We start from the raw sequence: 24501 nt of genomic DNA, 5'->3' as shown, positions 1-24501 counted from the left end.
CGGCAGGCGTGACACTGGTGACAGGACGCCGAACGGCAGGGGTGCGCGCGATGACCACGGCACTGGACTTCTCCGAGATCCACGGCGGCATGCCGGCCGAGGCCGGCGGCAAGGCCGCGAACCTCGGCGAGCTCACCCGGGCGGGGCTGCCCGTCCCGCCCGGCTGGGTGCTGACCACCGAGGCGTACGCCCTGGCCGCCACCGGCCTCGACCTCACTGCGGACGACACGCTCGCCGAGCGCGCCCGCCGGCACCTGCTGGAGGCCCCCGTCCCCGACGCCGTCCACGAGACGATCGTCAAGCGCTACGCGGCGCTCGGCCCCGGCGCGCCGGTGGCCGTGCGCTCGTCCGCCACCGCCGAGGACCTGCCGTTCGCCAGCTTCGCCGGGCAGCAGGAGACCTATCTCAACATCGTCGGGGCCGAGGCCGTGGTCGAGGCCGTACGCCGCTGCTGGGCCTCGCTCTGGACCGACCGCGCGGTGGCCTACCGCGAGGCCAACGGCATCGACCACGCCGCCGTCCGCCTCGCCGTGGTCGTCCAGGTCATGGTGGACGCGCGGGTGGCGGGCGTGATGTTCACCGCGAACCCGGTCACCGGGCGGCGGCGCGAGACCGTCATCGACGCGAGCCCGGGGCTCGGCGAGGCCGTCGTCTCCGGCGCGGTGAACCCCGACCGGTTCGTGGCGTACGGCGGCGAGATCCTGGAGCGCCAGGCCGGCGACAAGCGCCTGGCCATCCGCCCGCTGCCGGGCGGCGGCACCGAGCGCGTCGAGACCGCCGAGCACGGACTCTGCCTCACCGACGCCGAGGTGCTGCGCCTGGCCGAGCTGGGCAACCGCGTCGAGGACCACTACGGCGCCCCCCAGGACACCGAATGGGCCATCGACGACGGCGGCACGCTCTGGCTCACCCAGGCCCGGCCGATCACCACGCTCTACCCGCTGCCCGAGCCGGCCAGGCCCGGCCTGCGCGTCTACTTCTCGCTCAACGTCGTCCAGGGTGTCATGGGGCCGCTCACCCCGATGGGCCTGGCGGCGTTCCGGCTGATCGGCGGGGGAGCGGCGGGCGTCGCCGGTCACGGGCCCGCCGACCCGCTCGACGGACCGGCCTTCATGGCCGTCTCGGGGCAGCGCCTCTGGCTCGACCTCACCACCGCGCTGCGCAGCCGGCCGGGACGGGCCATCCTGCCGCGCGTGCTCACCCTCGGTGAGGCCCGCGGCGTGGCGTTGGTGCGGCGGCTGTTCGACGACCCGCGTCTCGCGCCCGCCCGCTCCTCGCGCCGCCCGTTCCTGCGCGGCCTTGCCCGGTTCGCCCGGCGCGTCCGCGTGCCCTCGCGGGTTCTCCTGGCGCTCACCGCGCCGGAGCGCGCGCTCGGCTACACCCGGCGGGTCGGCGAGGTGCTCGACCGGCGGCTGCGGGTGCCCGCCACCGCCACGCCCGCGCAGCGCCTGGACCACGCCGAACGGCTGCTGGCCGCCACGTTCCCGTCGATCGTCTCCGTGATGCCGATCGTGCTCACCGGCTACGGCCTGTTCGCGCTGGCCAGCCGGTTGTCCGGCCTGTCGCTGGCCGAGACGCAGGACGTGCTCCGCGGCCTCCCGCACAACCCCACCACCGAGATGGACCTGGCGCTGTGGGACCTGGCGACCCGCGTCGAGCCGGAGCCGTTCGCCGAGCTGACGGTCGCCGAGCTGGTCCGCCGCTACGAGGCCGCCGAGCTGCCGCCGGTCGCGCAGCGCGGCGTCGCCGCGTTCCTCGCCGCGTACGGCCACCGCGGCGTCGCCGAGATCGACCTCGGCGTGCCCCGCTGGTCGGAGGAGCCCGCCCACATCCTCGGCGCGCTGGCCAACTACCTGCGCATGGACGCCGGCTCCGGCCTCGCGCCCGCCGCCTTGTTCGCCAAGGGCGAGGCCCAGGCGCGGGAGGCCGCCGCCCGCGTGGTCGCCGCGGCCCGCGCCAGGGGCCGGTGGCGGGCCCCCGTGGCGCGGTTCGCGCTGCGGCGCACCCGGGCCTACGCCGGGCTGCGCGAGCTGCCCAAGTTCTACCTCGTCAAGGCGCTGTCCGGGGTGCGGCACAGCCTGCTCGCCGTCGGTGAGCACCTGACCGGGCTGGGCGTCCTGGCCGCGCCCGGCGACGTGTTCTTCCTCGACCTGCGCGAGACGAGGGCCGCCCTGGCCGGCGGCGACCTGCGCGAGCTGGTGGCGCGGCGCAGGGCGGAGCACGAGCGGGAGTCGCGCCGCCGGCACGTGCCCCGGATGCTGCTGTCCGACGGCACCGAGCCCGAGGCGCTGGCCTCCCCGGCGGCCGAGGGCGCGCTCGCCGGCACCGCGGCCTCGGTCGGCACGGTCACCGGCCGGGCCCGCGTCGTGCTCGACCCCGTCGGCGCGCACCTGGAGCCGGGCGAGATCCTGGTCTGCCCCTCCACCGACCCGGGCTGGACGCCGCTGTTCCTGACGGCGGGCGGGCTGGTCATGGAGATGGGCGGAGCCATGTCGCACGGCGCGGTGGTGGCCCGCGAGTACGGCATCCCGGCCGTCGTCGGCGTCCCCGACGCCACCCACCGGATCACGACCGGGCAGGAGATCGAGGTAGACGGCGCGGCCGGCACGGTCACGCCGTCGTCACCGGATCAGGCCCCTACGACCTCCGCGTAGCGGGCCTTCATGGTCGCCAGCACCTCGTCCGGGTCGGCGGCCCAGACGTCGGCGTTGAAGATCTCCACCTCGACGTCGCCGGTGTAGCCGGCGTCCAGGACCGCGCGGGTGATCGGCGGGAAGTCGATCACGCCGTCGCCCATCATGCCCCGCCCGAGCAGCACGTCCGCCGGCAGCGGATGCAGGTAGTCGCACACCTGGTAGCTCGCGATCCGGCGGCCGGCCCGCGCCACGTCGGCGAACAGGCGCGGGTCCCACCACACGTGGAAGGTGTCCACCACCACGCCGACCTGCTCCTCCGGGTAGGCGAGGGCCAGGTCGAGCGCCTGGCCCAGCGTGGAGAGCACCGCCCGGTCGGGGCAGTAGATCGGGTGCAGCGGCTCCAGGGCGAGCCTGACGCCCCGCTCCCCGGCGTACGGCGCCAGCTCGGCCAGCGCCTCGGCCACCCGCTCCCGCGCGCCCGCCAGGTCCCGCCCGGACGTCTCGGTCAGCGGCTCGCCCGGCTTGACCCCGGGCAGGCCGCCGACCACCAGCACCAGGCAGGCCGCCTCCAGCTCGGCCGCCTCGTCGATGGCCCGCCGGTTGTCGGCCAGCGCGGCGGCGAACGCCTCGCCGCCCGTCGTCAGGAAGCCGCCCCTGCACAGGGACGACACCCGCAGACCGGCGTCACGTACGAGCTTGGCGCTGGCCGCGAGGCCCCGCTCGGTCACCTTCTCCCGCCACAGCCCGATCGCCTCCAGGCCGTGCCGCGCGCAGCCGTCCACGGCCTCGGCCAGGGACCAGCGCCGCGTCGTCCACTGGTTGAGTGACAGGCTCACCGGCCGTTCACCGCCAGCAGCGCCGACATGCGGCGCACCGCGAGCTCCGGATCGGCCAGCAGCCCCGCCTGGTCGGCCAGGCGGAACACCTCGGCCAGATGGAGCAGCGAACGGGCCGACTGGGCGCCGTTGACCATGGCGAAGGCGTCCTGGTGGCCGTTCAGCCAGGCCAGGAAGACGATGCCGGTCTTGTAGTGGTAGGTCGGCGACTCGAAGATCTTGCGCGACAGCGGGACCGTGGGGGCCAGGATCGCCTCGTAGCGGGCCCGGGCGGCCTCGTCGCCCGCCTCGGCGGCGTCCAGCTCGCGCAGCGCGGCCGCGGCCGCCGGGGCGATGGCGTCGAAGATGCCGAGCAGCGCGTGCGAGCCGCCGGCGATCAGCGACGGGTAGTTGAAGTCGTCGCCGGTGTAGAGCCTGACGCCCTCGGGGAGCGCGGCCCGCAGCCGCACCTCGTGCTCCTCGTCCAGCAGCGACACCTTCACGCCGTCCACCGCCGCGGCGTGGGCGTGCACCAGCTCCAGGAACGACTCCGTCGCCGCCGCCACGTCCGGCGAGCCCCAGTAGCCGGCCAGCTGCGGGTCGAACATCTCGCCCAGCCAGTGCAGGATCACCGGGCGCTCGGCCAGGCCGAACAGCTTGGCGTACACCCGGTGGTAGTCGCCGGGGCCCGTGGCGACCCTGGCGAGCTGACGGGAGGCCATGACGATCACGCCCGCGCCCGCCGACTGGACGGTCTCGATCTGCTCGGCGTACGCGGCGGTGATCGCGTCCAGGTCGGCGGCGTCCGGCGCGTGGTCGGTGCCCGCGCCGCAGGACACCAGCGTGGCCGGGTCGCCGAGCGTGCGGGCCTCGGCGGCGGTGCGCCGGATCAGCTCGGCGGTCGCCGCCCAGTCCAGGCCCATGTTGCGCTGCGCGGTGTCCATGGCGTCGGCGATCCGCAGGCCGTGCGCCCACAGGTGGTGGCGGAAGCGGAGGGTGGCGTCCCAGTCCACGGCGGCGGGGGAGCCCGGCGTGTTGTCGCCGAGCGGGTCGGCCACCACGTGGGCCGCGGCGTAGGCCACGCGGCTCACGGCCGGCGTCGCCGACACGGGCCAGTCCGTACGCTCCCGCACCGTGTACACGCCGTGCCCCGGCAGGTCGATCCTCACAGCTGCGGCACCTCGATCCTGCGGCCCTCGGCCGACGAGCGCAGTCCCAGCTCGGCGAGCTGGACGCCGCGCGCGCCCGAGGCGAAGTCGTTGGGGAAGGGCGCGTCCTCCAGCACGTGCCGGACGAACGCCTCCCACTGGATCTTGAACCCGTTGTCGAACTCCATGTTGTCCGGCACCTCCTGCCAGTCGTCGCGGAAGCGCGCGGTGACCGGCAGGTCGGGGTTCCAGACCGGCTTCGGCGTGGCCGAGCGGTGCTGGACGCGGCAGTTGCGCAGGCCCGCGACGGCGCTGCCGTGCGTGCCGTCCACCTGGAACTCCACCAGCTCGTCGCGGTTCACGCGGACCGTCCAGGAGGAGTTGATCTGCGCGATGACGCCGCCTTCGAGCTCGAACACGCCGTACGCGGCGTCGTCGGCGGTCGCCTGGTACGTGACGCCCTGCTCGTCCACCCGGGACGGGATGTGCGTCACGGCGCGGGCGTAGACCGACTCGACCCGGCCGAACAGGTTCTCCAGCACGTAGTGCCAGTGCGGGAACATGTCGAGCACGATGCCGCCGCCGTCCTCGCCCCGGTAGTTCCAGGACGGGCGCTGGGCCTCCTGCCAGTCGCCCTCGAACACCCAGTAGCCGAACTCGCCGCGCACCGACAGGATCCGGCCGAAGAAGCCGCCGTCGATCAGCCGCTTCAGCTTCAGCAGGCCGGGCAGGAACAGCTTGTCCTGGACCACGCCGTTCTTGACGCCCTTGGCGGTGGCGGCCTCGGCCAGCGCGAGCGCCTCCTGGGCCGACTCGGCCGTGGGCTTCTCGGCGTAGATGTGCTTGCCCGCCTCGATGGCCTTCAGCACGGCCTTCACGCGGGCGCTGGTCACCTGGGCGTCGAAATAGATCAGGTTGTCGTCATCGGCGAGTGCGGCGTCGAGGTCGGTGGTGAAGTCGGGGATCGCGTGCCTGGCCGCGATGTCCGCGAGCTTGCCGGCGCTCCTGCCGACGAGGACGGGCCGCAGTTTCACCCTGTCGCCGTCAGAGAGCGTGACACCGCCCTGCTCGTTGATGGCCAGGACGGAACGGACCAGGTGCTGGCGGTAGCCCATCCGTCCGGTGACGCCGTTCATCACGACGCCGATGGTGCGCACGCTCATGGGAATCCCTTCAGGACAAAGATGGGGAAAGCGCTTTCCCGAACGGTACGGCCGCGCGCCCGAAGGCGTCAAGCCCCCTCGCGGGGGCGCGGTCACCACGAGCCCCGTCCTCCCGTGACGGGAGGCGGGGCGAGGGTCAGATCTCGCCCCGGATCCGCAGCCGGGACAGGGCCTTGGCGATGGGGTGGGCCGTGAGGGAGATCTGCCACTCCCTGGCGCCCAGGGCACGCAGCCGCCCCGCCACGGTCTCGTCGTCGAGGTCGTCGGGAGGCTCCCAGGTGAGCCGGCGCACCGCGTCCGGCTGCAGGAGGTTCTCGGTCGGCATGTGGTGCTCGTCGGCCAGCGCCGCCACGACGGCCCGCGCCGCGGCCAGGCGCTTGGCGGCGGCCGGGTCGCGGTCGGCCCAGCGGTTGGGCGGCGGCGGCCCGTCGCCCGGCGTGCTGGGCGCGGGGAGCTGGCTGTCGGGCAGGGTGCGGGCGCGGTGGACGGCGGCCAGCCAGTCGCTCATGTGCCGCCGGGCGCTGCGCCCGGTGAAGGCGGAGATCTCGGTCAGCGCCTTCTTGGTACGCGGACCTTCCAGCGCGGCCGTGACGATGGCCGCGTCGGGCAGCACCCGCCCCGGCGCGAGGTCGGCCTCGCGGGCGATGCGGTCGCGCATGAGCCACAGCTCGCGGACGATGGCGAGGGCGCGCACGCTGCGCACCTTGTGGATGCCCGAGGTGCGCCGCCACGGGTCGGAGCGCGGCGCGGGCGGCGGCGTGTCGAGCACGGCGGCGAACTCCTCGCGCGCCCACTCCAGCTTCCCGCTCTCGGAGAGCTGCGCGTGGAGCACGTCACGGAGCTCGACCAGCACCTCGACGTCGAGCGCCGCGTAGCGCAGCCAGTCTTCCGGCAGCGGCCGGGTGGACCAGTCGGCGGCCGAGTGGCCCTTCTCCAGCCGCAGCCCGAGCACGGTCTCCACCATCGTGCCGAGCCCCACCCGCTCGTAGCCGAGCAGCCGCCCGGCGAGCTCGGTGTCGAACATCTCCCGGGGCCGGAAGCCCACCTCCAGCAGGCACGGCAGGTCCTGTGAGGCGGCGTGCAGCACGATCTCCGCCTCGGCCACGGCGGCGTCCAGCGCGGACAGGTCGGGACAGGCGATCGGGTCGATCAGCGCGGTGCCCGCCCCCGCCCTGCGGAGCTGCACCAGGTAGGCGCGGTTGCCGTAGCGGTAGCCGGAGGCGCGCTCGGCGTCCACGGCGACGGGGCCGCCGCCCGCGGCGAAACGCTCCACCATCCTGGCCAGGCCGTCCGCGTCGGCGATCACCGGCGGGATGCCCTCGCGGGGTTCGAGCAGCGGCTCGACGGTTCGTTCTTCTGTCATGAGCTCACCGGCCTCATGACGCTCGTGCGGTGTCGACTGGTGCCCTCACTTCGTACGGTCACTCTCCGGATCATCACGTCGCCGGGGCAGCGCGGCCACGTCCGGCGGGAGCGGCGGGATGCCCGCGGCCAGGCACATCAGGTCGCACCAGGCGGCGACATGGCCGGACAGATCCTCCTCGGCGGGAGACCAGGAGGCTCGCAGCTCCAGCTCGGTCGTGACCGGATCCTCGGACTTGTTGCCGAACCCCTCGGACACGGCTCTAGTCACGGTACCGCCGGCGGCCGAGTAGTCGGCCTGATGGGACTCGAGAGCCTCGGTGAGCCAGCTCCACACGACCGGCCCGAGCAGCGGGTCGGAGGTGATCTCCGGCTCCATGTCGGCCCTGACGTAGGCCACCAGCCGGAAGGGGCCCTCCCAGCCGCGCTGGCCGTCGGGGTCGTAGAGCAGGATCAGCCGGCCGACCGCGAGCTCGTCGTCCTCGCGGTAGACGGACGCGCCGATCGCCGCCGAGTAGGGGGCCAGCCGCTGGGGCGCGGGCAGGTCCTCCAGCTCGATCTCCGGCCGGACCTCGGACAGCCGGAGGCTCTCGGCCGCGCGTGTGAAAGCGGCCGGAGGCGGTGGCTGGTCACCGAGTGGCATAGCCGAAGCGTAGGTCGATGTCGGGCGGAAGGGGACCACGGGGGTGCGCATCCTTGGTGATCAAGCCGAAGCCGTAACAAGCTGGCGGACCGGTCGGGCGGTCTCGGCGGTGCCGAGGACGATCGCGTGGCCGCAGTCGGAGCAGGCCCACTCGGGGCACTCGCCCGGCTCGTGCCCGTCGAGACACGGGGGCTGCTCGAAGGGCCGATCGCCACCGCAGGAAGCGCAGCGCTCACCACGGCGCTCTGGGGAACTCCACAACGCGGACATCGCAACGGGGCCTTTCTTCGGGTCGTGGCTCCGACGTTGGCACGAGCCGCTGACAATTCCCCGCAACGCGCTCGGCGTGTCCCGAAAGTGGTCGCTGAATCGGTGCCGCGCGGTGGGTTGGCGAACATTTGACGCAGCCGAGAACGGCTCTCTGGTCCGCCATGGGGTGTGCTCGACCCGCGTGGGACGCCGATGCCGAGCAGACCGGTAAACCTTCATCTTGCTATCTGATCATGATTTTGGGTGTCCAATGCATCTTTTTCCGACACCGCGCGTCACTTCGCGCCGGTGACGGGACCGGTGCCCGGACATGGCACCCTTGATGGGTGAATCTCGCCGACTCCGCGTTCCTGCGTGCCTGCCGCCGCCAGCCCGTCCCGCACACCCCGGTCTGGTACATGCGCCAGGCCGGGCGCTCGCTGCCGGAATACCTCAGGGTGCGGGAGGGCGTCCCCATGCTCACCGCGTGCGCGACCCCCGAGCTGATCGTCGAGATCACCATGCAGCCGGTCCGCCGCTACGGCGTCGACGCCGCCATCTACTTCAGCGACATCGTGGTGCCGCTCAAGGCCATCGGCATCGACCTCGACATCAAGCCGGGGGTCGGGCCGGTCGTCGCCGACCCCATCCGCGACGCCAAGGGGCTGGCGGCGCTGCGGCCGCTGGAGCCGGACGACGTGCCGTTCGTGACCGAGTCGATCAGGGCGCTCACCGGCGAGCTGGGCGGCACGCCGCTGATCGGGTTCGCGGGAGCGCCGTTCACGCTGGGGTCCTACCTCATCGAGGGCGGCCCGTCGAAGAACCACGACCGCACCAAGGCCATGATGTACGGCGCGCCCGATCTCTGGCACGACCTCATGGAGCGGCTGTCCGGCATCGTCCTGGAGCACCTGCGCGTCCAGGTGGCGGCCGGCGCCTCGGCCGTGCAGCTCTTCGACTCCTGGGTCGGCGCGGTGGCCCCCGCCGACTACCGCGAGTACATCCTGCCGCACACCCGGCGCATCTTCGAGGGCATCGAGGGCGTCCCGCGCATCCACTTCGGCGTCGGCACCGGCGAGCTGCTCGGGCTGCTCGGCGAGGCGGGCGCCGACGTCGTGGGCGTCGACTGGCGGGTGCCGCTCGACGAGGCGGCCCGCCGCGTGGGGCCGGGCAAGGCGCTCCAGGGCAACCTCGACCCCGCCGTGCTGCTCGCTCCCTGGGAGGTCGTCGAGCGCAAGGCGCGCGAGGTGCTCGCGCGGGGGCGCGCGGCCGAGGGACACGTGTTCAACCTCGGCCACGGCGTCCTGCCCTCCACCGACCCCGACCAGCTCAAGCGCCTCACCGACCTGGTCCACGAGACCACCGCCTGACCCGCACCGGCGACCTCGGCATCCGGGTCACGCGGGCCAGGCGGCCCGGGGGTCACGCGGTCTCGGAGTCCGGATCGGCGGGGCGAGACGGTGGGGCGCCGGGGCCGGTCGGCCGGGCGGCGGTGCCGGTCGATGGGCCGGCGGGACCGGTCGGCGGGGCGCCGGGGCCGGTCGGCGGGGCGGCGGTGAGGCGGCCCCGGCGGGCGCGGTCGCGGCGCACCAGATAGACCAGCAGCGCCACCAGCGGCAGCATGACCAGCAGCCACGGCAGCAGCGCCCCGAGCAGCGTCAGCAGCACCACCAGGCTGGAGAGCAGCGCGTTCCATCCGCCCTTCAGCCCGGCGAGGAACCCGTCGGACTCCTCCTCGGGCTGCGCCGCCTCGGCCACCGGCCCGAGCAGCCGCAGCGAGAGCGTCGCCATCGCCACCTGCGTGGCCAGCTCCTTCTGCTGCGCCTGCAACGACTCCAGGTCCGCCTGGCGGGCGGCGATCTCGCGCTCGACGTCCAGCACCTGGCCGATCGTGTCGGCCCGCTTGAGCAGCGTGCGCAGCGACTCCAGCGACCGCTCGGCCGACTTGAGCCGGCTGTCGACGTCGGCGACCTGGAGCGTGACGTCCTGGGTGGACTGCTTCATGGAGATCTGGGTGCCCAGCTCCTTGCCGAGCCGGCCGAGCACGGCGCCGTAGCCGGTCGGCGGGATCTTGAACTCCAGCGTGGCGGTCTCCCGCGCCTTGCTCGCCGAGCTGCTCTGCTCGCTGGACAGGTAGCCGCCGGCCGCGGTGACGATCTGCTTGGCCTGCTCGATCGCGTCGCCGACCTGCTTGACCCGGACGGTCATGCTGCCCGTGTAGATGACCTGGCGGTCCTGCCGGGTCACCTTGACGTCGGAGGCCAGGCCCGCCTGCTCGGCCTTCGCGTCGCTCCGCACCGCCTTGGAGGCTGTGGGTAACGGCCGGGCCTCCGACGCCATGTCGGCCTGCTGCTCGACCGCGGGCGCGGACATGGTCTGACCTCCCGAACCGCCGCCGCAGCCCGCCAGGAGCAGAACGGCTGCCGCGGACGATGACGTGATCCCGTACCGGATTCTCCTCATGCCTTGAAGACGACTCCAGGGCGGGATCGGTTTGATGGCATGAATCACGGTCCGGTCACGCGCCCCGCGCAGGTGGGCGACCCGCGGAGGCGGTAGCGTCAGGAGGCGTGGAAGGGAATCGGGCGCACGTCGTCGTGATCGGCGGAGGGATCTCCGGCCTCGCCGCCGCGTGGCACCTCCGCCAGGCCGCGGACGAACGGGTCAAGGTCACCGTGCTGGAGTCGAGCTCGCGCGTCGGCGGCAAGCTGCACGCCTCCGAGGTCGCCGGGGTGAGCGTGGACGCCGGAGCGGAGGCCATGCTGGCCCGCCGCCCCGAGGGCACGGAGCTGGCGAGGGCGGTCGGCCTCGGCGACGAGCTGGTCTTCCCCGGCGGCGCCGGCTCGGCGATCTACTCCAGGGGCTCCCTGCACGCCATGCCGAAGGGCCAGGTCATGGGCGTGCCCGCCGACCTGACCGAGCTGGCGAGGTCCGGCATCATCTCGCCCGCCGGGCTGCTGCGCGTGCCGCTCGACCAGATCCTGCCCGCCACGCTCGTACGCACCGACGTGTCCGTGGCCGCCTACATCCGCGCCAGGATGGGCGCCGAGATCGTCGACCGGCTGGTCGAGCCGCTGCTCGGCGGCGTCTACGCGGGCCGCGCCGACCTGCTCTCGCTGGAGGCCACGATGCCTCGCGTGGCGGCCGTGGCCCGGTCCGAGCGCTCGCTGCTGTCGGCCGCCCGCCACCTGGTGGAGGAGGCCCCCAAGAACGCCGGGCCGATCTTCACGACGCTGCGCGGCGGCATCGGCACGCTGCCCGACGCGGTCGCCAAGGCGTCGGGGGCCGATGTCAGGACCGGCGTCACCGTACGCGAGCTGCACCGCTCCGGCCAGGGCTGGCGCCTCGTGACCGGGCCGGTGCCGAGACCCGAGACCGTCGAGGCCGACGCCGTGATCGTGGCGGTGCCAGGCCCCGCCGCCGCCCGCCTGCTCCAGGCCGAGGTGCCCAAGGCGGCGGCCGAGCTGTCCAGGATCGACTACGCCAGCATGGCCGTGGTCACGCTCGCCTACCCGCTGTCGGCGTTCCCGCGGCCGCCCGCGAGCAGCGGCTACCTCGTGCCGCCCGTCGAGCGCCGCCCCGTCAAGGCGGTGACGTTCAGCTCCGTGAAGTGGCCCCACCTGGCCAGGGACCTGGTCATCCTGCGCTGCTCGATCGGCCGCCTGGGCGAGGAGCACCTGCTCCAGCGCGAGGACGCCGAGCTGGTGTCGCTGGCCGTCGCCGAGATGGCCGAGGTGATGGGCGCCCGCGGCCTGCCGGTCGACAGCCGGGTCACCCGCTGGGGCGGCGGCCTGCCGCAGTACAACGTGGGCCATCTCGACCGGGTGGCGCGGGTGCGCGCGGCGGTGGCGGTCGAGCCGGGGCTCGCCGTGTGCGGCGCGGCCTACGACGGCATAGGCATCCCGGCCTGCATCGGCGCCGCCCGTACGGCGGCCGCCCGGATCGTGGACGAGCTGTCCCAGCGAGGAGAAGAGGAACGATGACAGAAGGAGCTCCGCGGCCGAAGGCCCGCGATCTCAACCAGGTGATCCGCTACACCATGTGGTCGGTCTTCCAGGCGACCGAGCCGTGCCCCGCCGACCGCGACGGCCTGGCGGGCGAGGTCGAGGAGCTGCTGGAGCAGGCCGCGGGCAAGGACGTCGTGACCAGGGGGGTCTACGACGTCGCCGGGCTGCGGGCCGACGCCGACTTCATGTTCTGGTGGCACGCGCCGACGCCGGAGGACCTGCAGGACGTCTACTCCCGCTTCCGCCGCACGGCGCTCGGCCGGCACAGCAGGCCCGTCTGGTCGGCCATGGCGCTGCACCGGCCGGCCGAGTTCAACAAGTCGCACATCCCGGCCTTCCTCGCCGAGGAGGAGCCGCGCGCCTACGTGAGCGTCTACCCGTTCGTCCGCTCCTACGAGTGGTACCTCCTGGAGGACTCCGAGCGGCGGGCGATGCTGGCCGAGCACGGCCGGATGGCGCGCGACTACCCCGACGTGCGGGCCAACACCGTCTCCTGCTTCTCGCTCAACGACTACGAGTGGATGCTCGCGTTCGAGGCCGACGAGCTGCACCGCATCGTGGACCTCATGCGCACGCTGCGCGGCGCCTCGGCCCGTCGGCACACCCGGGTCGAGATCCCGTTCTACACCGGCGCCCGCAAGCCGGTGCGCGAGCTGGTCGCCGCCCTTCCCTAACTGGTCGTGGTGGTCAGGGCGGCGCGCAGACGCCATGCGCCGACCACGGCCAGGCCCAGGGCGAGCAGCAGGCCCAGCGCGCCCGCCTGCTGCTCGGTGCGCGCCGCCGCCCCGAGCAGCATCGCGGCCCCGCCGCTCACCAGCCCGAAGGGCCGGCAGCAGCGCGACGATGCTCTGCAGGTTGCCCGCCTGCTCGGCGGTCCTCGCCACCGTCGCCACCAGTGCGATGATGCCGGTCGCGGCCGCAACGCCCGTCACGACGAGCAGCCCCACTCCCAGCGGGTGGTCCCAGCGCGCGCCCAGCAGCAGCGCCGTGGCGATCATGAGGACGGCCGTGGCGGCGACCCCGGCGGCTCGACCGTGACCGGGCGGGGGACCGCCGTCGCCCGCTCCACCGCCGCCCGCGCCTCCCGCTCGTCCGCGACCGGGCGCAGCCTGATGACGCCGTCCCGCTCCAGGGGGCGCAGCGCCCGCTCGGCGAAGGCGGTGGCGGCCGGCCCGCCGTCCCGGTCGGCCAGCGCGAGCGCCGGCGTCACCTGCGTGCCGATGCCTCCGGACACCAGGCTGAACACGGCCGCCAGGCTGAACGGCGCCACGTGCGCGAGCAGGAAAGGGGAGCGGTCACGTACCCGCCGGCGCAGATCCATCGCCAGGACGAGGAGCGTCGCCCGCCCGTCAGTCCCGCAGCGCCTTGCCGGTGAGGTGCAGGAACACCGACTCCAGGTTCGGCTCGTGCACCTCGACCGCGCGTACGGTCACGCCCGCGTCCGAGGCCGCGCCGAGGACCCGGGGCAGCGCGCGACCGGCGTCCTCGACCATCACCTCGACGCGGCCCTCGTGCCCGGTGGCCTCGCGCACCTCGGGCAGCGCCAGCAGCGACGGAACCAGCCGCGGGCCCTCGACCGTCAGCGTGATCCGGTCCAGCTCGCCCACCAGGCCGACCAGCTCCCTGCGGGTGCCCTCGGCCCTGATCCTGCCGTGGTCGAGGATGCCGATGCGGTCGCAGAGGCGTTCGGCCTCCTCCATGTAGTGGGTGGTGCAGAGGATCGCGGCGCCCTCGCCGGCGAGGGCGGCGACGCTCTCCAGGATGGCGTGGCGGCTCTGCGGGTCCACGCCCGCGGTGGGCTCGTCCAGGATCAGCAGGGGCGGGCGGTGCAGGAGGCCGGCACCGATGTTGAGCCGGCGCTTCATGCCGCCGGAGAGCTCCTTGACGGCGTCCCCGGCCCGGTCGGTGAGGCCGACGACGGCCAGCACCTCGTCGGCGCGGCGGCGGGCCTCGGCGCGGCCCAGGCCGTGGAGGCGGGCGAAGAAGCGCAGGTTCTCGCGGGCGGTGAGGTCGGGGTAGAGGGCGAGCTCCTGGGGGACGTAGCCGATGCGGCGCTTGCCCCAGGTGCTCGACGGGCTGTGCGGCCGGCCGCAGACCAGCACCTCGCCGCCGTCGCGGTCGAGGATCCCGGCGATCATCGAGATCGTGGTCGTCTTGCCCGCGCCGTTGGGGTCCAGGAGTCCGTACGTCTCGCCGGCGGCGATGGTGAAGCCGACGTCGGCGACCGCCACGAGATCGCCGAACGTCTTGCGCAACTCACGACATGTCAGGATCTCGTCCTGGGCCACAACCGTAGTGTGATCGTAGGCGTCCTACACCGGCAAGCCCCGGAGGGCCGGGGCCACGGGGGTGAAGGAGCCCGGGATGCGACTATCCGGCAAGCCCAGCCGCGCACCGGACCTGGATCCGGCGCGGCAGGTCCCGCGGGCGGGGAGCCGCAGACACGCGAGCGGGCGGCACGCGGCCCACCGACCACGCCGCGACCTGCGGGGGTACGGCCTGCGGGGGCGCGGCCTGCGAGGGCGCGGCCTGCGGGGGCGCGGCCTATGGGGCCGCGGGCTGCGGGGGCGCGGCCTATGGGGCCGCGGGCTGCTGGGGCGCGGGCTGTGGGGGCGCGGGACGCGGAAAGACGCGGCCCGTCCCACCTCTGCGGGCCGGGCTTCTGCGCGTCCGGTGGTCGCGATGGTCATGGGGGTGCTCTTGCTGGCAGGGGGAGTGGCGTGGGCGCTCTCCAGCGGCGGGGTGTTCGGTGGGGCAGTGGCCGGCGGTGGGACTGGCGGTCCCGCGTCGGCCGCGTTGCCAGGCGGTCCGGAGTCACCCGGGCGAGCCGCCGGCACGGAACCGCGGCCCGGCGTCCCGTCGGGAGCGGGCGACGCGGGCCAGGCGACGGCCCCAGGAGCCCCGGGCTCGTCTGCCACGTCAGGGGGAACGACGGCACAAGGGGATCTGGGCTCGTCGGTCACGTCCGGGGGGACTGCGGACCCAGGGGATCTGGGCTCGTCCGCCACGTCCGGGGGGACTGCGGACCCAGGGGGTCCGGGTTCGTCCGCCACCTCCCGGGGGACCGCCGCCCCCAGGCGGGCCGGTGCCGCGACGGGCGCGCTCAACGGGGGCGCCGCCACGACGGCGCCGGTCCCGGGCGCCCCCACCTCTGACCCGGCCGCGATCCCCGGCGGCATCCCACCCCTGGACGAAGGGTTGCTCGCCGTTCCCGCCCCGGACACGACCGCTGGCTACCGGGCCGGCGAGTACCGGTCCGACGGCCCTTCCTCGCACACCGACCACCGCGCGATGGACTACTTCCGCGCGCACTGGAGCCCTGCCGACAGGGCGCAGAGCCGTGTCACGGACATCCGCTCCGTCGGCGGATATTTACGCATCTATACGAACCTGCCGGAGTCCGCGCACAACTCCCGCACCGCCGTCGTCCTGTGCGAGCGCGGCATGGACTACCTGCGCGCCGCCGGAGCGGCCCGGCGCGTGGTGTTCGTGCACGCGCGGTTCGGCGGGAACGGCAACCCCGTGCTCGCCAACATCCTCGGCCCCTCCGACCGCAGTTGCACCCTCACCCACCCCGCCCCGGGCTGAGCGCCGCCGCCGGGGTCAACGCACCCGTACGCGCGTCTTCGCGCACACCTCGCACCGCTGGGTGACGACGCGACCGATGGTCTCGATCGTCACCCAGCGGTGGCGGAGATGGATGAACCGCACGCGGAGGGGCTTACCCGTGGCCCAAGATTGGTACGCGGAGTCGCTGAGTGATCACGCCTTGGGTTCGAGACGCAGCGACACCGAGTTGATGCAGTAACGGTCATCGGTGGGCGTGGGGTAGCCCTCGCCGTGGAAGACGTGCCCCAGGTGCGAGTCGCAGCGCTCGCACCGCACCTCGGTGCGGACCATGCCGAGGCTGCGGTCCTCGATCAGCTTCACCGCGTCGGACTCGGAGGGGGCGTAGAAGCTCGGCCACCCGCAGTGCGACTCGAACTTCGTGTCGGAGCGGAACAACTCGGCGCCGCAGGCGCGGCACGAGTAGACGCCCTCGACCTTGGTGTCGACGTACTCCCCCGTGAACGGGCGCTCGGTCCCGGCCTCCCTGAGGACGTGGTACTCCTCCGGGGAGAGCTGCGACCGCCATTCGGCCTCGCTCTTGACGACCTTTTCCATACCCCCAGGGTACGAGACGGCCGAAGCGCGAGATCCGGCAAAAAGAGATCTCCGCAGGGTGAAGCATCCATTCTGGGGAGAATTCGCGTCTTTGTCGGTAAGGGGGTGTCATCGCCTCCTGCGAAGGGGTGAGATCGTCCGCGGACCCGATGAGCGGCACAGCCCACGCCCGTGCTGGCGCCGCTGAAGGGGTCGGAACGGCCGGCCGGGTGGCGCGCCAGCGCCCGGAACGGCGGCGGACGGTCTGCAGGCCCGCCCTGTCGAGCCCTCGGTCCCGCCACCGAGAAGTGCTCCGGGGCGGGCCCACCCTGTTCGCGGCCGGCCCTCCCACCCCGTTTCTGTCGGAGAAGGGCTGTAGGTTCCTGGGTATGGCATCGCCGTTCATCGAGCTGGAGGTGGGGGAGCGCACCGTCAAGGTGACCAACCCCGACAAGGTCTACTTCCCGCAGCTCGGCGCCACCAAGCGCGAGCTCGTGGCCTACTACGTCAGCGTCGGGGAGGGCGCGCTGCGGGCGCTGCGCGACCGCCCGACCAACATCAAGCGCCATCCCGACGGGGTCCAGACCGAGGCCATCTACCAGAAGCGCATGCCTCCCAAGCACCCCGACTGGCTCCAGTCGGTCACCGTTACCTTCCCGAGCGGCCGCACGGCGCAGTCCCTGCGCGTCACCGAGGTGGCCGCTCTGGCCTACTGCGCCAATCTCGGCACCATCGACTTCCACCCCTGGCAGGTGCGGGCCGCCGACGTCGAGCATCCCGACGAGCTGCGCATCGACCTCGACCCGCAGCCCGGCCTCGACTTCGACGCCGCGCGCAGGGCCGCCTTCCTGACCAGGGACGTCCTCGGCGAGCTGGGCATGACCGGCTTCGTCAAGACCTCCGGCAACCGGGGCGCGCACATCGCCGTCCGCATCGAGCCGAGGTGGGACTTCATCCAGGTCCGTCACGCCGGCATCGCCCTGGCCAGGGCGGTCGAGGAGCGCGATCCGAGCCTGGTCACCACCGCCTGGTGGAAGGAGGAGCGCGGGCAGCGGGTCTTCATCGACTTCAACCAGAACGCCCGCGACCGCACCGTCGTCAGCGCCTACTCCGTGCGGGCCCAGCCGCACGCGCCCGTCTCCACCCCGCTGACGTGGGAGGAGCTGGCCGACGCCGATCCGCGCGACTTCGACATCCGCACCGTGCCCGCGCGCTTCGCCGAGCTGGGCGACGTGCACGCGGCCATCGACGACCACGCCTACTCGATCGAGCCGCTGCTGGAGCTCTACGCCAAGGACGACCGCGGCGACATGCCCTATCCGCCCAACTATCCCAAAATGCCGGGCGAGCCGATGCGGGTGCAGCCCAGCCGCGCCCGGCACCAGGAAGGCTAGCCGGGGCCGGGCCGGGCCAGGCGAGGCCGGGCCAGGCGAGGCCGAGGCCGGTCAGCGGCGGGTCAGCGACGGGTCAGCGGCGGGCGATCTGGTGGGGCGCGAGTTCCCGCGTCTCGCCCCGTTCCAGGTAGACCACACGGCCGCCCAGCCCCGCCTCCTCCACGTGGTGCCGGAAGTCGTCCAGCGGCGAGGTGAAGACGGTGTAGTCGTCGTAGTGGATCGGCACGACCGTACGCGGGTCGAGCAGGTCCACCCACGAGGCGCCCTGGCTGCCGTCCATGGTCACGAGCACGCTCCCGAGCAGCTTGGTCCCGCCCAGGTGGACGAGCGCCACGTCGATCTCCGGGAAGCGGCGCGGGATCGCGTCGAGGCGGCGGTCGAGCAGCGTGTCGCCGCTGATGTGCAGGCGCAGCTCCACCCGATCCTCGCGGTCGCGGAACTCCAGCATCGTCCCGATGACCGGCGGCAGCAGCCGCTCCAGCGGGCCCGGCGCGTGCTTGGCGGGCAGGGCCGTGATCGTCACGCTGCCCTGCGCGTTGCGCAGCTCGTGCTGCTGCCACTGCCGAAGGCCGACGCTCTGGCCGAAGCCCCGGCGGCGGAGCTTGCCCGCGGCCGAGAGGGTGGTGACGATGGGCGTGTCGTGGTCGAGGCCCCTGCGGGTGACCCGGTCCCAGTGGTCGCCGTGCATGTGCGAGAGCACGACCACGTCCAGGGTCGGCAGGTCCTCGATCTCCAGGGCGGGGTCCGTAAGGCGGCGCGAGAACAGGCCGTGGCCCAGGTAGGCGCGCTGCCCCCGGTGCAGGAAGTTGGGATCCGTCAGCAGCGTGAAGCCGTTGTAGCGGATCAGCGTGGTCGCGTTCCCGATGAACTGGAGGCTCCCCTTCACGGCGCTGCTCACTCCGGGTGCGGAGGCTGCTGTCCGGGGGGCACGCCGCCGCCTTTGCCGCCGCCCTTGCCGCCCTTGTCGGTGCCGTGGGGCCGCGCCGAACGCTTCCCGCCGCTCTTCGTCTCGGGCACGGCGTTCGCGGACTTGGACTCGGTGGCAGATTTGCCTGATCTGCGTAGTTCAGGCTGCTGTGGGTTGGTCATGGCGCTTCGTCCTCCCCTGTACGGCTTGCACGAGGTCCCCTGCCACCCGGGTCGAGCACCAAACACCGCACACAGAACGTATCGGCCTGTTTCACTTCGGTCACATTACTTGACGGCTCGTCCAATAGTTCGCAAGGCTCTCTAGGGCATCGGGGGCGACAGCCGACCTCTTCGGGAGCCTTCCATGGCAAGAGCGCGACGTCTCGCGGCCGCGGGAGCGGTGACGGCCTTCGTGGTGGCGGGAGTGAGCTTGGCGGCCGGTTACGGCACCGCCGCCGCCTCCACCGCCGCCTCCACCGCCGCCTCCACCGTCGCCGCCTCCACCTCCGCCGTCCACTCCGCCGCCGTCACCGGAACCGACCCGCAGGTGCCGGGAACGGGGTCCGCCTGCGTCCTGCCGCCGCCGCTGCGCTGCGGGACGCCCGGCGACAGCTCGTGGACGGGCGGTGACGCCCGGCCGGCCGCCTCCTCACCGAGCGGCGGTGACGACTCGTGGTCCGGCACCGGCGACTCCTGGTCGGGCCGCGGCGACTCCTGGTCGCCCGTCCCCGACGACAGCCGGTCCGACGCCCCGGCCCCCGGCGACACGTGGTCCAGCGCCCCGGCCCCTGGCGACACCTGGTCCGGGGCCCCCGCCCCGCAGGACTCCTGGTCCTCGGCGCCCACCCCGCAGGCGTCGGAGGCGCCCTGGCGGCCGGCGCGCGAGCGCGAGCACCGGATCCCCAGCGGCCACCCCGAGACCGGCGGCGGCGGGCTCGTCCAGGACGGGCCGGTGTGGCCGTTCGCGGTCGGCGGCGTGGCCCTGCTCACGGGCGCGGGCCTGACCGGCGTCGCGGTACGCCGCCGCCGGAATGCCGGCTGACCCGTCGCCCCCCACGGAGACGGCCGGCGGGGGCGCGCGTCCGGTGCTCTCCACCGGGACGGCCGGTGGGGGTAGGCAGTGGGGGGTCTGGGGGTTGGCGGCTCTGGTCACGGTGGCGGGGCTGGCGCTGGTCGCGTACGGGCTGCGCGGCATCGCCGGGGACGGCGGCGAGCCCGTCGGGGGCGACCAAGCCCGGGCGACGGCCCGGCCGGAGGGGACGGCGGCGCGTCAGGCGCCGCCCGGCGCCGCGCCCGTGACCGGCCCCCTGCCCGTGGGCGTGGTCGCCCGGCCGATGCGGGCCGCCCGTCCCACCGCCGTCCACATCCCGTCCGTCGGTGTGGCGGCCCCGCTGACGGAGCTGGGCCTGGACGCCCGCGGCGCGATCGAGAACCCGCCGCTCGACCAGCCGAACCTGGCCGGCTGGTACCGCTACGCCCCCGTCCCCGGGCAGCGCGGCGCCGCCGTCATCACCGGCCACCTCGACACGAGGAGCGGTCCCGCCGTCTTCGCCCGGCTCAAGGACGTCAGGCGCGGCGACCAGGTGCAGGTGCTGCGCGCCGACCGTTCGGTGGCCGTCTTCGTCGTGGACAAGGTCGAGCACGCGCCGAAGTCCGGCTTCCCCGCCAAGAAGGTCTACGGCAAGCTCCCCTACCCGGGCCTGCGGCTGGTGACCTGCGGCGGGACGTTCGACCGGCGGGCGCACAGCTACCGGGACAACACGATCGTGTACGCCCACCTCGCGGCCCCGTACTATCCCGGGGCGGGAAGCTGACCGGTCACGGGTCGCGGGGCAGCCCGAGCGCCCGCTCGCCGATGATGTTGAGCTGCACTTCGGTGGTTCCGCCCCCGATGGTGAACGCCCGGGTCGTGAGGATCATGCGGCTCCAGTAGGGGTCGCCGGGGGCGAGCGACCAGCAGAACTCGGAGATGGCCTGCGAGTGCCGCATGCCGAGCAGCTTCCGTACGCTGGCGGCCGCCCCGGCGTCGCCCCCGGACAGCTTCGACAGCGTCACGCGCAGCCCGAGCGCCGAGATGGCCTGCCCCTCCGCCCACAGCCGGCCCGCCTGCTCGCGCCGCGCCTGCCCGAGCGCGGGGAGCCGGGCGACGAGGCCGGCCATGTCGGTGTGCTGCGATCCCGGCCCCCAGGAGTCGCCGAGCGCGACCCGCTCGTGGGAGAGGGTGTCCCTGGCCACCCGCCAGCCCTGGTCCACCTCGCCGACGACCAGGTCGTCCGGGACGAAGACGTCGTCGAGGAACACCTCGTTGAAGATCTCGTCGCCGTTGATCTCCTTGAGCGGCCGTACGGTGACGCCGGGGGAGGACATGTCCACCAGGAAGTATGTGATGCCGTCGTGCTTCGGCCGGTCGGGCGAGGTGCGGGCCAGGCAGATGCCCCAGTGGGCGTACTGGGCGAGCGAGGTCCAGATCTTCTGCCCGGTCAGGGACCAGCCGCCCTCCACGCGGACGGCCTTGGTCGTCAGGCCCGCGAGGTCCGATCCGGCGCCGGGCTCGCTGAAGAGCTGGCACCACACGATCTCACGGGCGAACGTCTTCGGCAGGAACCGTTCCTGCTGCTCAGGGGTGCCGTACGTGACGATGGACGGCACCGCCCAGGCGCCGATGCCGAGGTTCGGCCGCTTGAGCCCGCGGAACTCCTGGTGGATGATCACCTGCTCGAGCGGCGACGCGCCCCGCCCCCAGGGCTTCGGCAGGTACGGCATGATCCATCCCTCGCGGGCGAACCTCGCCTTCCTGGCCTCCGGCTCCTCGGCGCGCAGCGACTCCGCCTCGGCGCGGACGGCGTCCCTGACGGCGGCGGCCTCCTCGGGCAGGTCCGGCTCCATCGCCCGCCGTACGCCGGCCACGGCCAGCCCGGTCACCTGCTCCGCCCACGGGCCGGGGTCGCCGGCGAGCATGCGGTCGGACAGCGCGCGGCGGTAGTAGCGGTGGGCGTCGTGCTCGAAGGTGTACCCGATGCCGCCGAGCACCTGGATGGCGTCGGCGGCGCACCGTACGCCCGCGTCCGGCCCCAGCACGCCCGCGACGGCCACGGCCAGGTGGGTCTCGTCGTCCAGCGACGGCCGGTCCTGGGTGGCGTCCAGGGCGCGGGCGGCGTCCCAGACGGCGGCGCGGGCCTGCTCCAGGGCCACGAGGGCGGCGGCCACCCGGTGCTTGACGGCCTGGAACTGGCCGATCGGGCGGCCGAACTGCTCGCGGACCTTGGCGTACTCGGCGGCCGTCGCGACGGCCCAGGCGGCGACCCCGCAGGCGTCCGCGCCCAGCAGGACGGCGGCGATCTCCCGTACGGGGGCGTCGCGCAGCACCGTCTCCGCCGGGGGCCGCTCCACGGTGACGGAGCAGAGGGCCCGGTCGAGGTCGACGCCGCCGGCGGGCGCGGCGGTGACGGCGTCCCGGCCCAGCAGCGCCCAGGAGCCGCCGCCGACCGGCATCAGGAAGTAGTCGGCGTCCACCGCCCCGAGCGCCAGAAGCGCCTCACCTCCGGCGGCGGGAGCGGGGGAGGCGGTCTCGCCCGCCGGGTGCAGGGCGACGGCGGCGGTTCTTGAGCCGTCCGCCAGGGCGGCCACGACGTCGTCGTGCCCGCCGCTCCGCGCGAGGACGGCCGACGCCACCACGCTCGCCAGGTACGGTCCGCCGGTCCGCCGCTCGGCGAGCGCCTCCAGGGCGACGCACAGCTCCAGCAGGCCGTACCCCTGCCCGCCGCAGCGCTCCGGCAGGTGCAGCCCCAGCAGCCCCTGCGCGGCCAGCGCTGGATGGCCGGCGTCGCGCCCGGCGATCCCGTGCACGGAGCGGGCCAGTGCCCGATGTTCCTCACTCAACCCGATACTCATGGCACCGAACCTAGAACATTGTTCGGTATACCTCCAGTCCGGAAAATGGTTGGCCGCCCGTCACCCGCCCCCGCTAGTCTCCGAACCGTCAGTGCCGGATCGAGGAGAAGCCCGGGCAGGCGACCCGCCGCCCCTGGAGGGAGTGCGTTTATGACCGTCACGCCGCGGCGTGCGCCCCGACGTGCCGCCGGCCCCTCCTGCCGCTGATCCCGCGTTTCCCGCACCGGCCGGCCGGAGGACGACAGCCCACGGCACCGGCGTGCCCGCGCACCCCTGTGCGACGGCCCGCCGGGCGCACCTTTGCCGCGTTCGTCGACGCTCATCGTTCTTCTTCCGGCAAGGAGCCACCCGCGTTGTCCAGCAACGGCAAACCACGTTCCACCCTCTCCACCGACACGTTCGCCTGCGTGCGCTGCGGCCTCACCGTGACCGCCGCCGCGCCCGGCGGGGCCCGCCGCAACCACTGTCCGAGCTGCCTGCACTCGCTGCACGTGCTCGACCGGGTGGAGGGCGGCCCGTCCGAGTGCCGGTCGCGCATGATCCCGATCTCGATCGCGGTCCTGCGCACCGGCGACTGGATGATCATCCACCGCTGCACCCGCTGCGGCGAGCTCACGTCCAACCCCATCTGCGGGGACGACAACCAGCTCATCCTCATGCGCATGGCGGTGCGCCCGCTCGCGCAGCCGCCGTTCCCGCTCGAGGCGTTCGGCGATCTCTGACATGCCCAGGAGGAACCCCGGCCGTGGCGAACGGCCGCAACGGCGCAAGATCGCGGTCCGGCACGGCGAGCGCGGCGACGCGTTCCGCTGTGTCGGCTGCCGGCTGGACGTGCCCATGTCCGCGCCCGGCACCGCGCACCGCAACCACTGCCCGCACTGCCTGACCAGCCTGCACGTCGATCGCCGGGTGCCCGGTGATCGCCGGGCGGGCTGCCGGGGCCGGATGGCGGCGCTCAGCGTCACCGTCCGGCCGGACGGCGAGTGGCTGATCATCCATCACTGCCAGTCGTGCGACGAGCTCAGCGCGAACCGCATCGCCGGCGACGACAACGCGCTGGCGCTGCTCCGCATCGCCGTGCGCCCGCTGTCCACGGGCGGCCGGCTCCCGGCCGCGGCGCTGCTCGCGCTCTGATCACGTGAGCACAGTGAAGCCCCTGGCGAACGGGAGGGCCACCACAACCACGCCCGTCGATGCCAGGGGCTTCGCTGCTTTTCTACCGTGTCCACCGCCCGTCGCGGGGCTCAATCGCCGAATTCGAGGTGCAGAGCCCGGGTGAAGTCGGCCACCGCCTCCTCGTGGCGGTCCATCTCCTGGAGGATCTCGCCCCGCACCCGGAAGGCCCAGACGTACTCGTCGTCCAGCTCGACGGCCCGGTCGAGGTCGTGCAGGGCCGCCTCGTTGTCGCCCAGCTCGCTCAGCACCGCGCCCCTGCTGCCCAGCGCCCGGTCGTTGTCCGGGTCCAGCTCCAGGGCGCGGTTGAGGTCCTCCAGCGCCTCCTCGTAGCGGTCGATCATGCGCAGCGCCTCGCCGCGCCGGCTCAGGGCGCGTACGTGCCCGGGGTCGAGGGCGAGGGCCTTGGCGTAGTCGTCGATGGCCTCGGGGTAGAGGTTGAGCCGCTGGTAGAGGTCGCCGCGGGCCACCCACGGGTACGGCTGCTCGCCGTTCAGCCTGATGATCTTGGCGTGCTCGTCCAGGGCCTCGTCGAGGCGGTCGAGGTCCACCAGGGCGTCCGCCTTCGCCTCCAGGATCCACAGCGAGTCGGGCGTCAGGGTGAGGGCGTGCTCGAAGTCGGCCATGGCCTCCTCCAGGCGGTCCATGGCCGCGTACGTCTGCCCCCGGGAGCCCAGCGCGTACGCGCTGTCGGGCTCCAGCTTCAGCGACTCGTCGAAGTCCGTCAGCGCGGCCTCGTACCGCTCGATCATCCGGTGGCTCTCGCCGCGCAGCCGCCAGGCGCGGGCGTTGTCGGGCACCAGGGCGATCGACTCGGTGAGATCCGCGATCGCGGCCTCGTACCGCGACAGGGCGATGTACGATTCCGCACGGCTCCGCAGCACCGACGCCCGCGACTGAGCCGCCGCCTCGGGCATTCCGGGCTCCGCCCGGTCCTTGATCCCCTCGCTCATGACGCGGAACTCTAT

General features: G+C 73.8%; 24 protein-coding genes. 10 read left to right on the top strand and 14 right to left on the bottom strand.

All coding sequences use genetic code 11. The features are described 5' to 3' along the window. Nucleotides 1–50 precede the first annotated feature (50 nt). A complete protein-coding gene (locus Nocox_RS30080) occupies nt 51–2654 on the top strand; it encodes a PEP/pyruvate-binding domain-containing protein (protein ID WP_020542913.1) in 2604 nt (867 codons plus the stop codon). Here Nocox_RS30080 and Nocox_RS30075 read toward each other — a convergent pair. The 5 genes from Nocox_RS30075 to Nocox_RS30060 form a co-directional block, all read right to left on the bottom strand. Then, nucleotides 2630–3472, bottom strand: a complete 843-nt coding sequence (locus tag Nocox_RS30075; protein ID WP_020542914.1) for a sugar phosphate isomerase/epimerase family protein — start codon at nt 3470–3472, stop codon at nt 2630–2632. The genes Nocox_RS30080 and Nocox_RS30075 overlap by 25 nt on opposite strands. Further along, nucleotides 3469–4620: a dihydrodipicolinate synthase family protein gene (locus Nocox_RS43355; RefSeq protein WP_020542915.1), complete on the bottom strand. Its 1152-nt coding sequence runs from the start codon at nt 4618–4620 to the stop codon at nt 3469–3471. Before Nocox_RS43355 ends, Nocox_RS30075 begins: the two co-directional genes overlap by 4 nt. Next, nucleotides 4617–5762 carry a Gfo/Idh/MocA family protein gene (locus Nocox_RS30070; RefSeq protein ID WP_020542916.1) on the bottom strand — a complete coding sequence of 382 codons (1146 nt, stop codon included), beginning with the start codon at nt 5760–5762 and terminating at the stop codon, nt 4617–4619. Before Nocox_RS30070 ends, Nocox_RS43355 begins: the two co-directional genes overlap by 4 nt. Before the next feature lie 136 nt (nt 5763–5898). Then, a complete protein-coding gene (locus Nocox_RS30065; protein ID WP_020542917.1) occupies nt 5899–7125 on the bottom strand; it encodes a ribonuclease D in 1227 nt (408 codons plus the stop codon). Nucleotides 7126–7170: 45 nt separating this feature from the next. Further along, nucleotides 7171–7767 (bottom strand): DUF3000 domain-containing protein, encoded by a 597-nt coding sequence (locus Nocox_RS30060; RefSeq protein WP_020542918.1) that lies wholly within the window; start codon nt 7765–7767, stop codon nt 7171–7173. 668 nt (nt 7768–8435) lie between these two features. Here Nocox_RS30060 and hemE point away from each other — a divergent pair. Further along, nucleotides 8436–9386 carry a uroporphyrinogen decarboxylase gene (gene hemE / locus Nocox_RS30055; protein ID WP_246649912.1) on the top strand — a complete coding sequence of 317 codons (951 nt, stop codon included), beginning with the start codon at nt 8436–8438 and terminating at the stop codon, nt 9384–9386. A gap of 52 nt (nt 9387–9438) precedes the next feature. Here the strand turns inward: hemE and Nocox_RS30050 are convergent, their stop codons facing one another. Further along, nucleotides 9439–10389, bottom strand: coding sequence for a DUF4349 domain-containing protein (locus tag Nocox_RS30050; protein WP_020542920.1), 951 nt, complete (start codon nt 10387–10389; stop codon nt 9439–9441). Nucleotides 10390–10586: 197 nt separating this feature from the next. On the opposite strand from Nocox_RS30050, the gene hemG reads away from it, so the two are divergent. Both hemG and hemQ read left to right on the top strand, forming a co-directional pair. Beyond that, complete coding sequence (gene hemG, locus Nocox_RS30045) at nt 10587–11999, top strand: protoporphyrinogen oxidase (RefSeq protein ID WP_033408886.1); 1413 nt, start codon at nt 10587–10589, stop codon at nt 11997–11999. Next, nucleotides 11996–12697 carry a hydrogen peroxide-dependent heme synthase gene (gene hemQ / locus Nocox_RS30040; protein ID WP_026214286.1) on the top strand — a complete coding sequence of 234 codons (702 nt, stop codon included), beginning with the start codon at nt 11996–11998 and terminating at the stop codon, nt 12695–12697. The genes hemG and hemQ overlap by 4 nt, the downstream gene beginning before the upstream one ends. Here the strand turns inward: hemQ and Nocox_RS30035 are convergent. The 3 genes from Nocox_RS30035 to Nocox_RS30025 all read right to left on the bottom strand — a co-directional run bounded on the left by Nocox_RS30035 (nt 12694) and on the right by Nocox_RS30025 (nt 14311). Then, the gene (locus Nocox_RS30035) at nt 12694–12837 is read right to left on the bottom strand and encodes a hypothetical protein (RefSeq protein ID WP_157383016.1); all 144 of its coding nucleotides are present in this window, start codon (nt 12835–12837) and stop codon (nt 12694–12696) included. The genes hemQ and Nocox_RS30035 overlap by 4 nt on opposite strands. 180 nt (nt 12838–13017) lie before the next feature. Continuing rightward, on the bottom strand, nt 13018–13344 hold the full coding sequence (locus Nocox_RS30030; RefSeq protein WP_020542924.1) for a hypothetical protein: 327 nt from the start codon (nt 13342–13344) through the stop codon (nt 13018–13020). Nucleotides 13345–13372: 28 nt separating this feature from the next. Next, a complete protein-coding gene (locus tag Nocox_RS30025; RefSeq protein ID WP_246649596.1) occupies nt 13373–14311 on the bottom strand; it encodes an ABC transporter ATP-binding protein in 939 nt (312 codons plus the stop codon). Between the two features lie 910 nt (nt 14312–15221). Here Nocox_RS30025 and Nocox_RS30020 point away from each other — a divergent pair. After that, nucleotides 15222–15611 (top strand): hypothetical protein, encoded by a 390-nt coding sequence (locus tag Nocox_RS30020; RefSeq protein WP_020542926.1) that lies wholly within the window; start codon nt 15222–15224, stop codon nt 15609–15611. A gap of 174 nt (nt 15612–15785) precedes the next feature. Here the strand turns inward: Nocox_RS30020 and msrB are convergent, their stop codons facing one another. Further along, on the bottom strand, nt 15786–16187 hold the full coding sequence (msrB, locus tag Nocox_RS30015; RefSeq protein WP_020542927.1) for a peptide-methionine (R)-S-oxide reductase MsrB: 402 nt from the start codon (nt 16185–16187) through the stop codon (nt 15786–15788). Nucleotides 16188–16555: 368 nt separating this feature from the next. Here msrB and ligD point away from each other — a divergent pair, with 368 nt between their 5' ends. Next, entirely contained in the window at nt 16556–17560 is a 1005-nt protein-coding gene (ligD, locus tag Nocox_RS30010) for a non-homologous end-joining DNA ligase (protein ID WP_020542928.1), read from the top strand. Between the two features lie 73 nt (nt 17561–17633). Here ligD and Nocox_RS30005 read toward each other — a convergent pair whose 3' ends face one another. Both Nocox_RS30005 and Nocox_RS30000 read right to left on the bottom strand, forming a co-directional pair. Then, nucleotides 17634–18446: an MBL fold metallo-hydrolase gene (locus Nocox_RS30005; RefSeq protein ID WP_020542929.1), complete on the bottom strand. Its 813-nt coding sequence runs from the start codon at nt 18444–18446 to the stop codon at nt 17634–17636. A gap of 8 nt (nt 18447–18454) precedes the next feature. After that, entirely contained in the window at nt 18455–18649 is a 195-nt protein-coding gene (locus tag Nocox_RS30000; RefSeq protein ID WP_084685620.1) for a hypothetical protein, read from the bottom strand. 184 nt (nt 18650–18833) lie between these two features. On the opposite strand from Nocox_RS30000, the gene Nocox_RS29995 reads away from it, so the two are divergent. Together Nocox_RS29995 and Nocox_RS29990 are read left to right on the top strand one after the other, a co-directional pair. Further along, nucleotides 18834–19511, top strand: a complete 678-nt coding sequence (locus Nocox_RS29995) for a hypothetical protein (protein WP_157383017.1) — start codon at nt 18834–18836, stop codon at nt 19509–19511. Nucleotides 19512–19605: 94 nt separating this feature from the next. Beyond that, nucleotides 19606–20283, top strand: a complete 678-nt coding sequence (locus Nocox_RS29990; protein WP_020542931.1) for a class F sortase — start codon at nt 19606–19608, stop codon at nt 20281–20283. Between the two features lie 4 nt (nt 20284–20287). Here Nocox_RS29990 and Nocox_RS29985 read toward each other — a convergent pair whose 3' ends face one another. After that, the gene (locus Nocox_RS29985; protein ID WP_026214287.1) at nt 20288–22360 is read right to left on the bottom strand and encodes an acyl-CoA dehydrogenase family protein; all 2073 of its coding nucleotides are present in this window, start codon (nt 22358–22360) and stop codon (nt 20288–20290) included. Nucleotides 22361–22713: 353 nt separating this feature from the next. Here Nocox_RS29985 and Nocox_RS29980 point away from each other — a divergent pair, with 353 nt between their 5' ends. Then, entirely contained in the window at nt 22714–23082 is a 369-nt protein-coding gene (locus Nocox_RS29980) for an RNHCP domain-containing protein (RefSeq protein ID WP_020542933.1), read from the top strand. A 1-nt stretch (nt 23083) separates the two neighbouring features. Then, nucleotides 23084–23494, top strand: a complete 411-nt coding sequence (locus tag Nocox_RS29975) for an RNHCP domain-containing protein (RefSeq protein ID WP_020542934.1) — start codon at nt 23084–23086, stop codon at nt 23492–23494. A gap of 110 nt (nt 23495–23604) precedes the next feature. Here Nocox_RS29975 and Nocox_RS29970 read toward each other — a convergent pair whose 3' ends face one another. Next, nucleotides 23605–24486: a tetratricopeptide repeat protein gene (locus tag Nocox_RS29970; RefSeq protein ID WP_020542935.1), complete on the bottom strand. Its 882-nt coding sequence runs from the start codon at nt 24484–24486 to the stop codon at nt 23605–23607. Nucleotides 24487–24501: the final 15 nt, after the last annotated feature.

Source organism: Nonomuraea coxensis DSM 45129, from assembly GCF_019397265.1.
Taxonomy (GTDB): domain Bacteria; phylum Actinomycetota; class Actinomycetes; order Streptosporangiales; family Streptosporangiaceae; genus Nonomuraea; species Nonomuraea coxensis.
Note: the sequence above shows the minus strand (reverse complement) of the source record. Positions and strands in the feature narration are given on the sequence as shown.

Excerpts from the sequence above, each read along its gene's own strand:
- Nocox_RS30080 (WP_020542913.1), top strand. The coding sequence starts at position 51 with ATGACCACGGCACTGGACTTCTCCGAGATCCACGGCGGCATGCCGGCC.
- Nocox_RS30030 (WP_020542924.1), bottom strand. The coding sequence starts at position 13,344 with ATGGATCTGCGCCGGCGGGTACGTGACCGCTCCCCTTTCCTGCTCGCG.
- Nocox_RS30065 (WP_020542917.1), bottom strand. The coding sequence starts at position 7,125 with ATGACAGAAGAACGAACCGTCGAGCCGCTGCTCGAACCCCGCGAGGGC.
- Nocox_RS29970 (WP_020542935.1), bottom strand. The coding sequence starts at position 24,486 with ATGAGCGAGGGGATCAAGGACCGGGCGGAGCCCGGAATGCCCGAGGCG.
- Nocox_RS30070 (WP_020542916.1), bottom strand. The coding sequence starts at position 5,762 with ATGAGCGTGCGCACCATCGGCGTCGTGATGAACGGCGTCACCGGACGG.
- Nocox_RS29985 (WP_026214287.1), bottom strand. The coding sequence starts at position 22,360 with ATGAGTATCGGGTTGAGTGAGGAACATCGGGCACTGGCCCGCTCCGTG.
- hemQ (WP_026214286.1), top strand. The coding sequence starts at position 11,996 with ATGACAGAAGGAGCTCCGCGGCCGAAGGCCCGCGATCTCAACCAGGTG.
- Nocox_RS30000 (WP_084685620.1), bottom strand. The coding sequence starts at position 18,649 with ATGACCAACCCACAGCAGCCTGAACTACGCAGATCAGGCAAATCTGCC.
- ligD (WP_020542928.1), top strand. The coding sequence starts at position 16,556 with ATGGCATCGCCGTTCATCGAGCTGGAGGTGGGGGAGCGCACCGTCAAG.
- hemE (WP_246649912.1), top strand. The coding sequence starts at position 8,436 with ATGCGCCAGGCCGGGCGCTCGCTGCCGGAATACCTCAGGGTGCGGGAG.
- Nocox_RS30050 (WP_020542920.1), bottom strand. The coding sequence starts at position 10,389 with ATGTCCGCGCCCGCGGTCGAGCAGCAGGCCGACATGGCGTCGGAGGCC.
- Nocox_RS29995 (WP_157383017.1), top strand. The coding sequence starts at position 18,834 with ATGGCAAGAGCGCGACGTCTCGCGGCCGCGGGAGCGGTGACGGCCTTC.
- Nocox_RS30060 (WP_020542918.1), bottom strand. The coding sequence starts at position 7,767 with ATGCCACTCGGTGACCAGCCACCGCCTCCGGCCGCTTTCACACGCGCG.
- Nocox_RS29975 (WP_020542934.1), top strand. The coding sequence starts at position 23,084 with ATGCCCAGGAGGAACCCCGGCCGTGGCGAACGGCCGCAACGGCGCAAG.
- msrB (WP_020542927.1), bottom strand. The coding sequence starts at position 16,187 with ATGGAAAAGGTCGTCAAGAGCGAGGCCGAATGGCGGTCGCAGCTCTCC.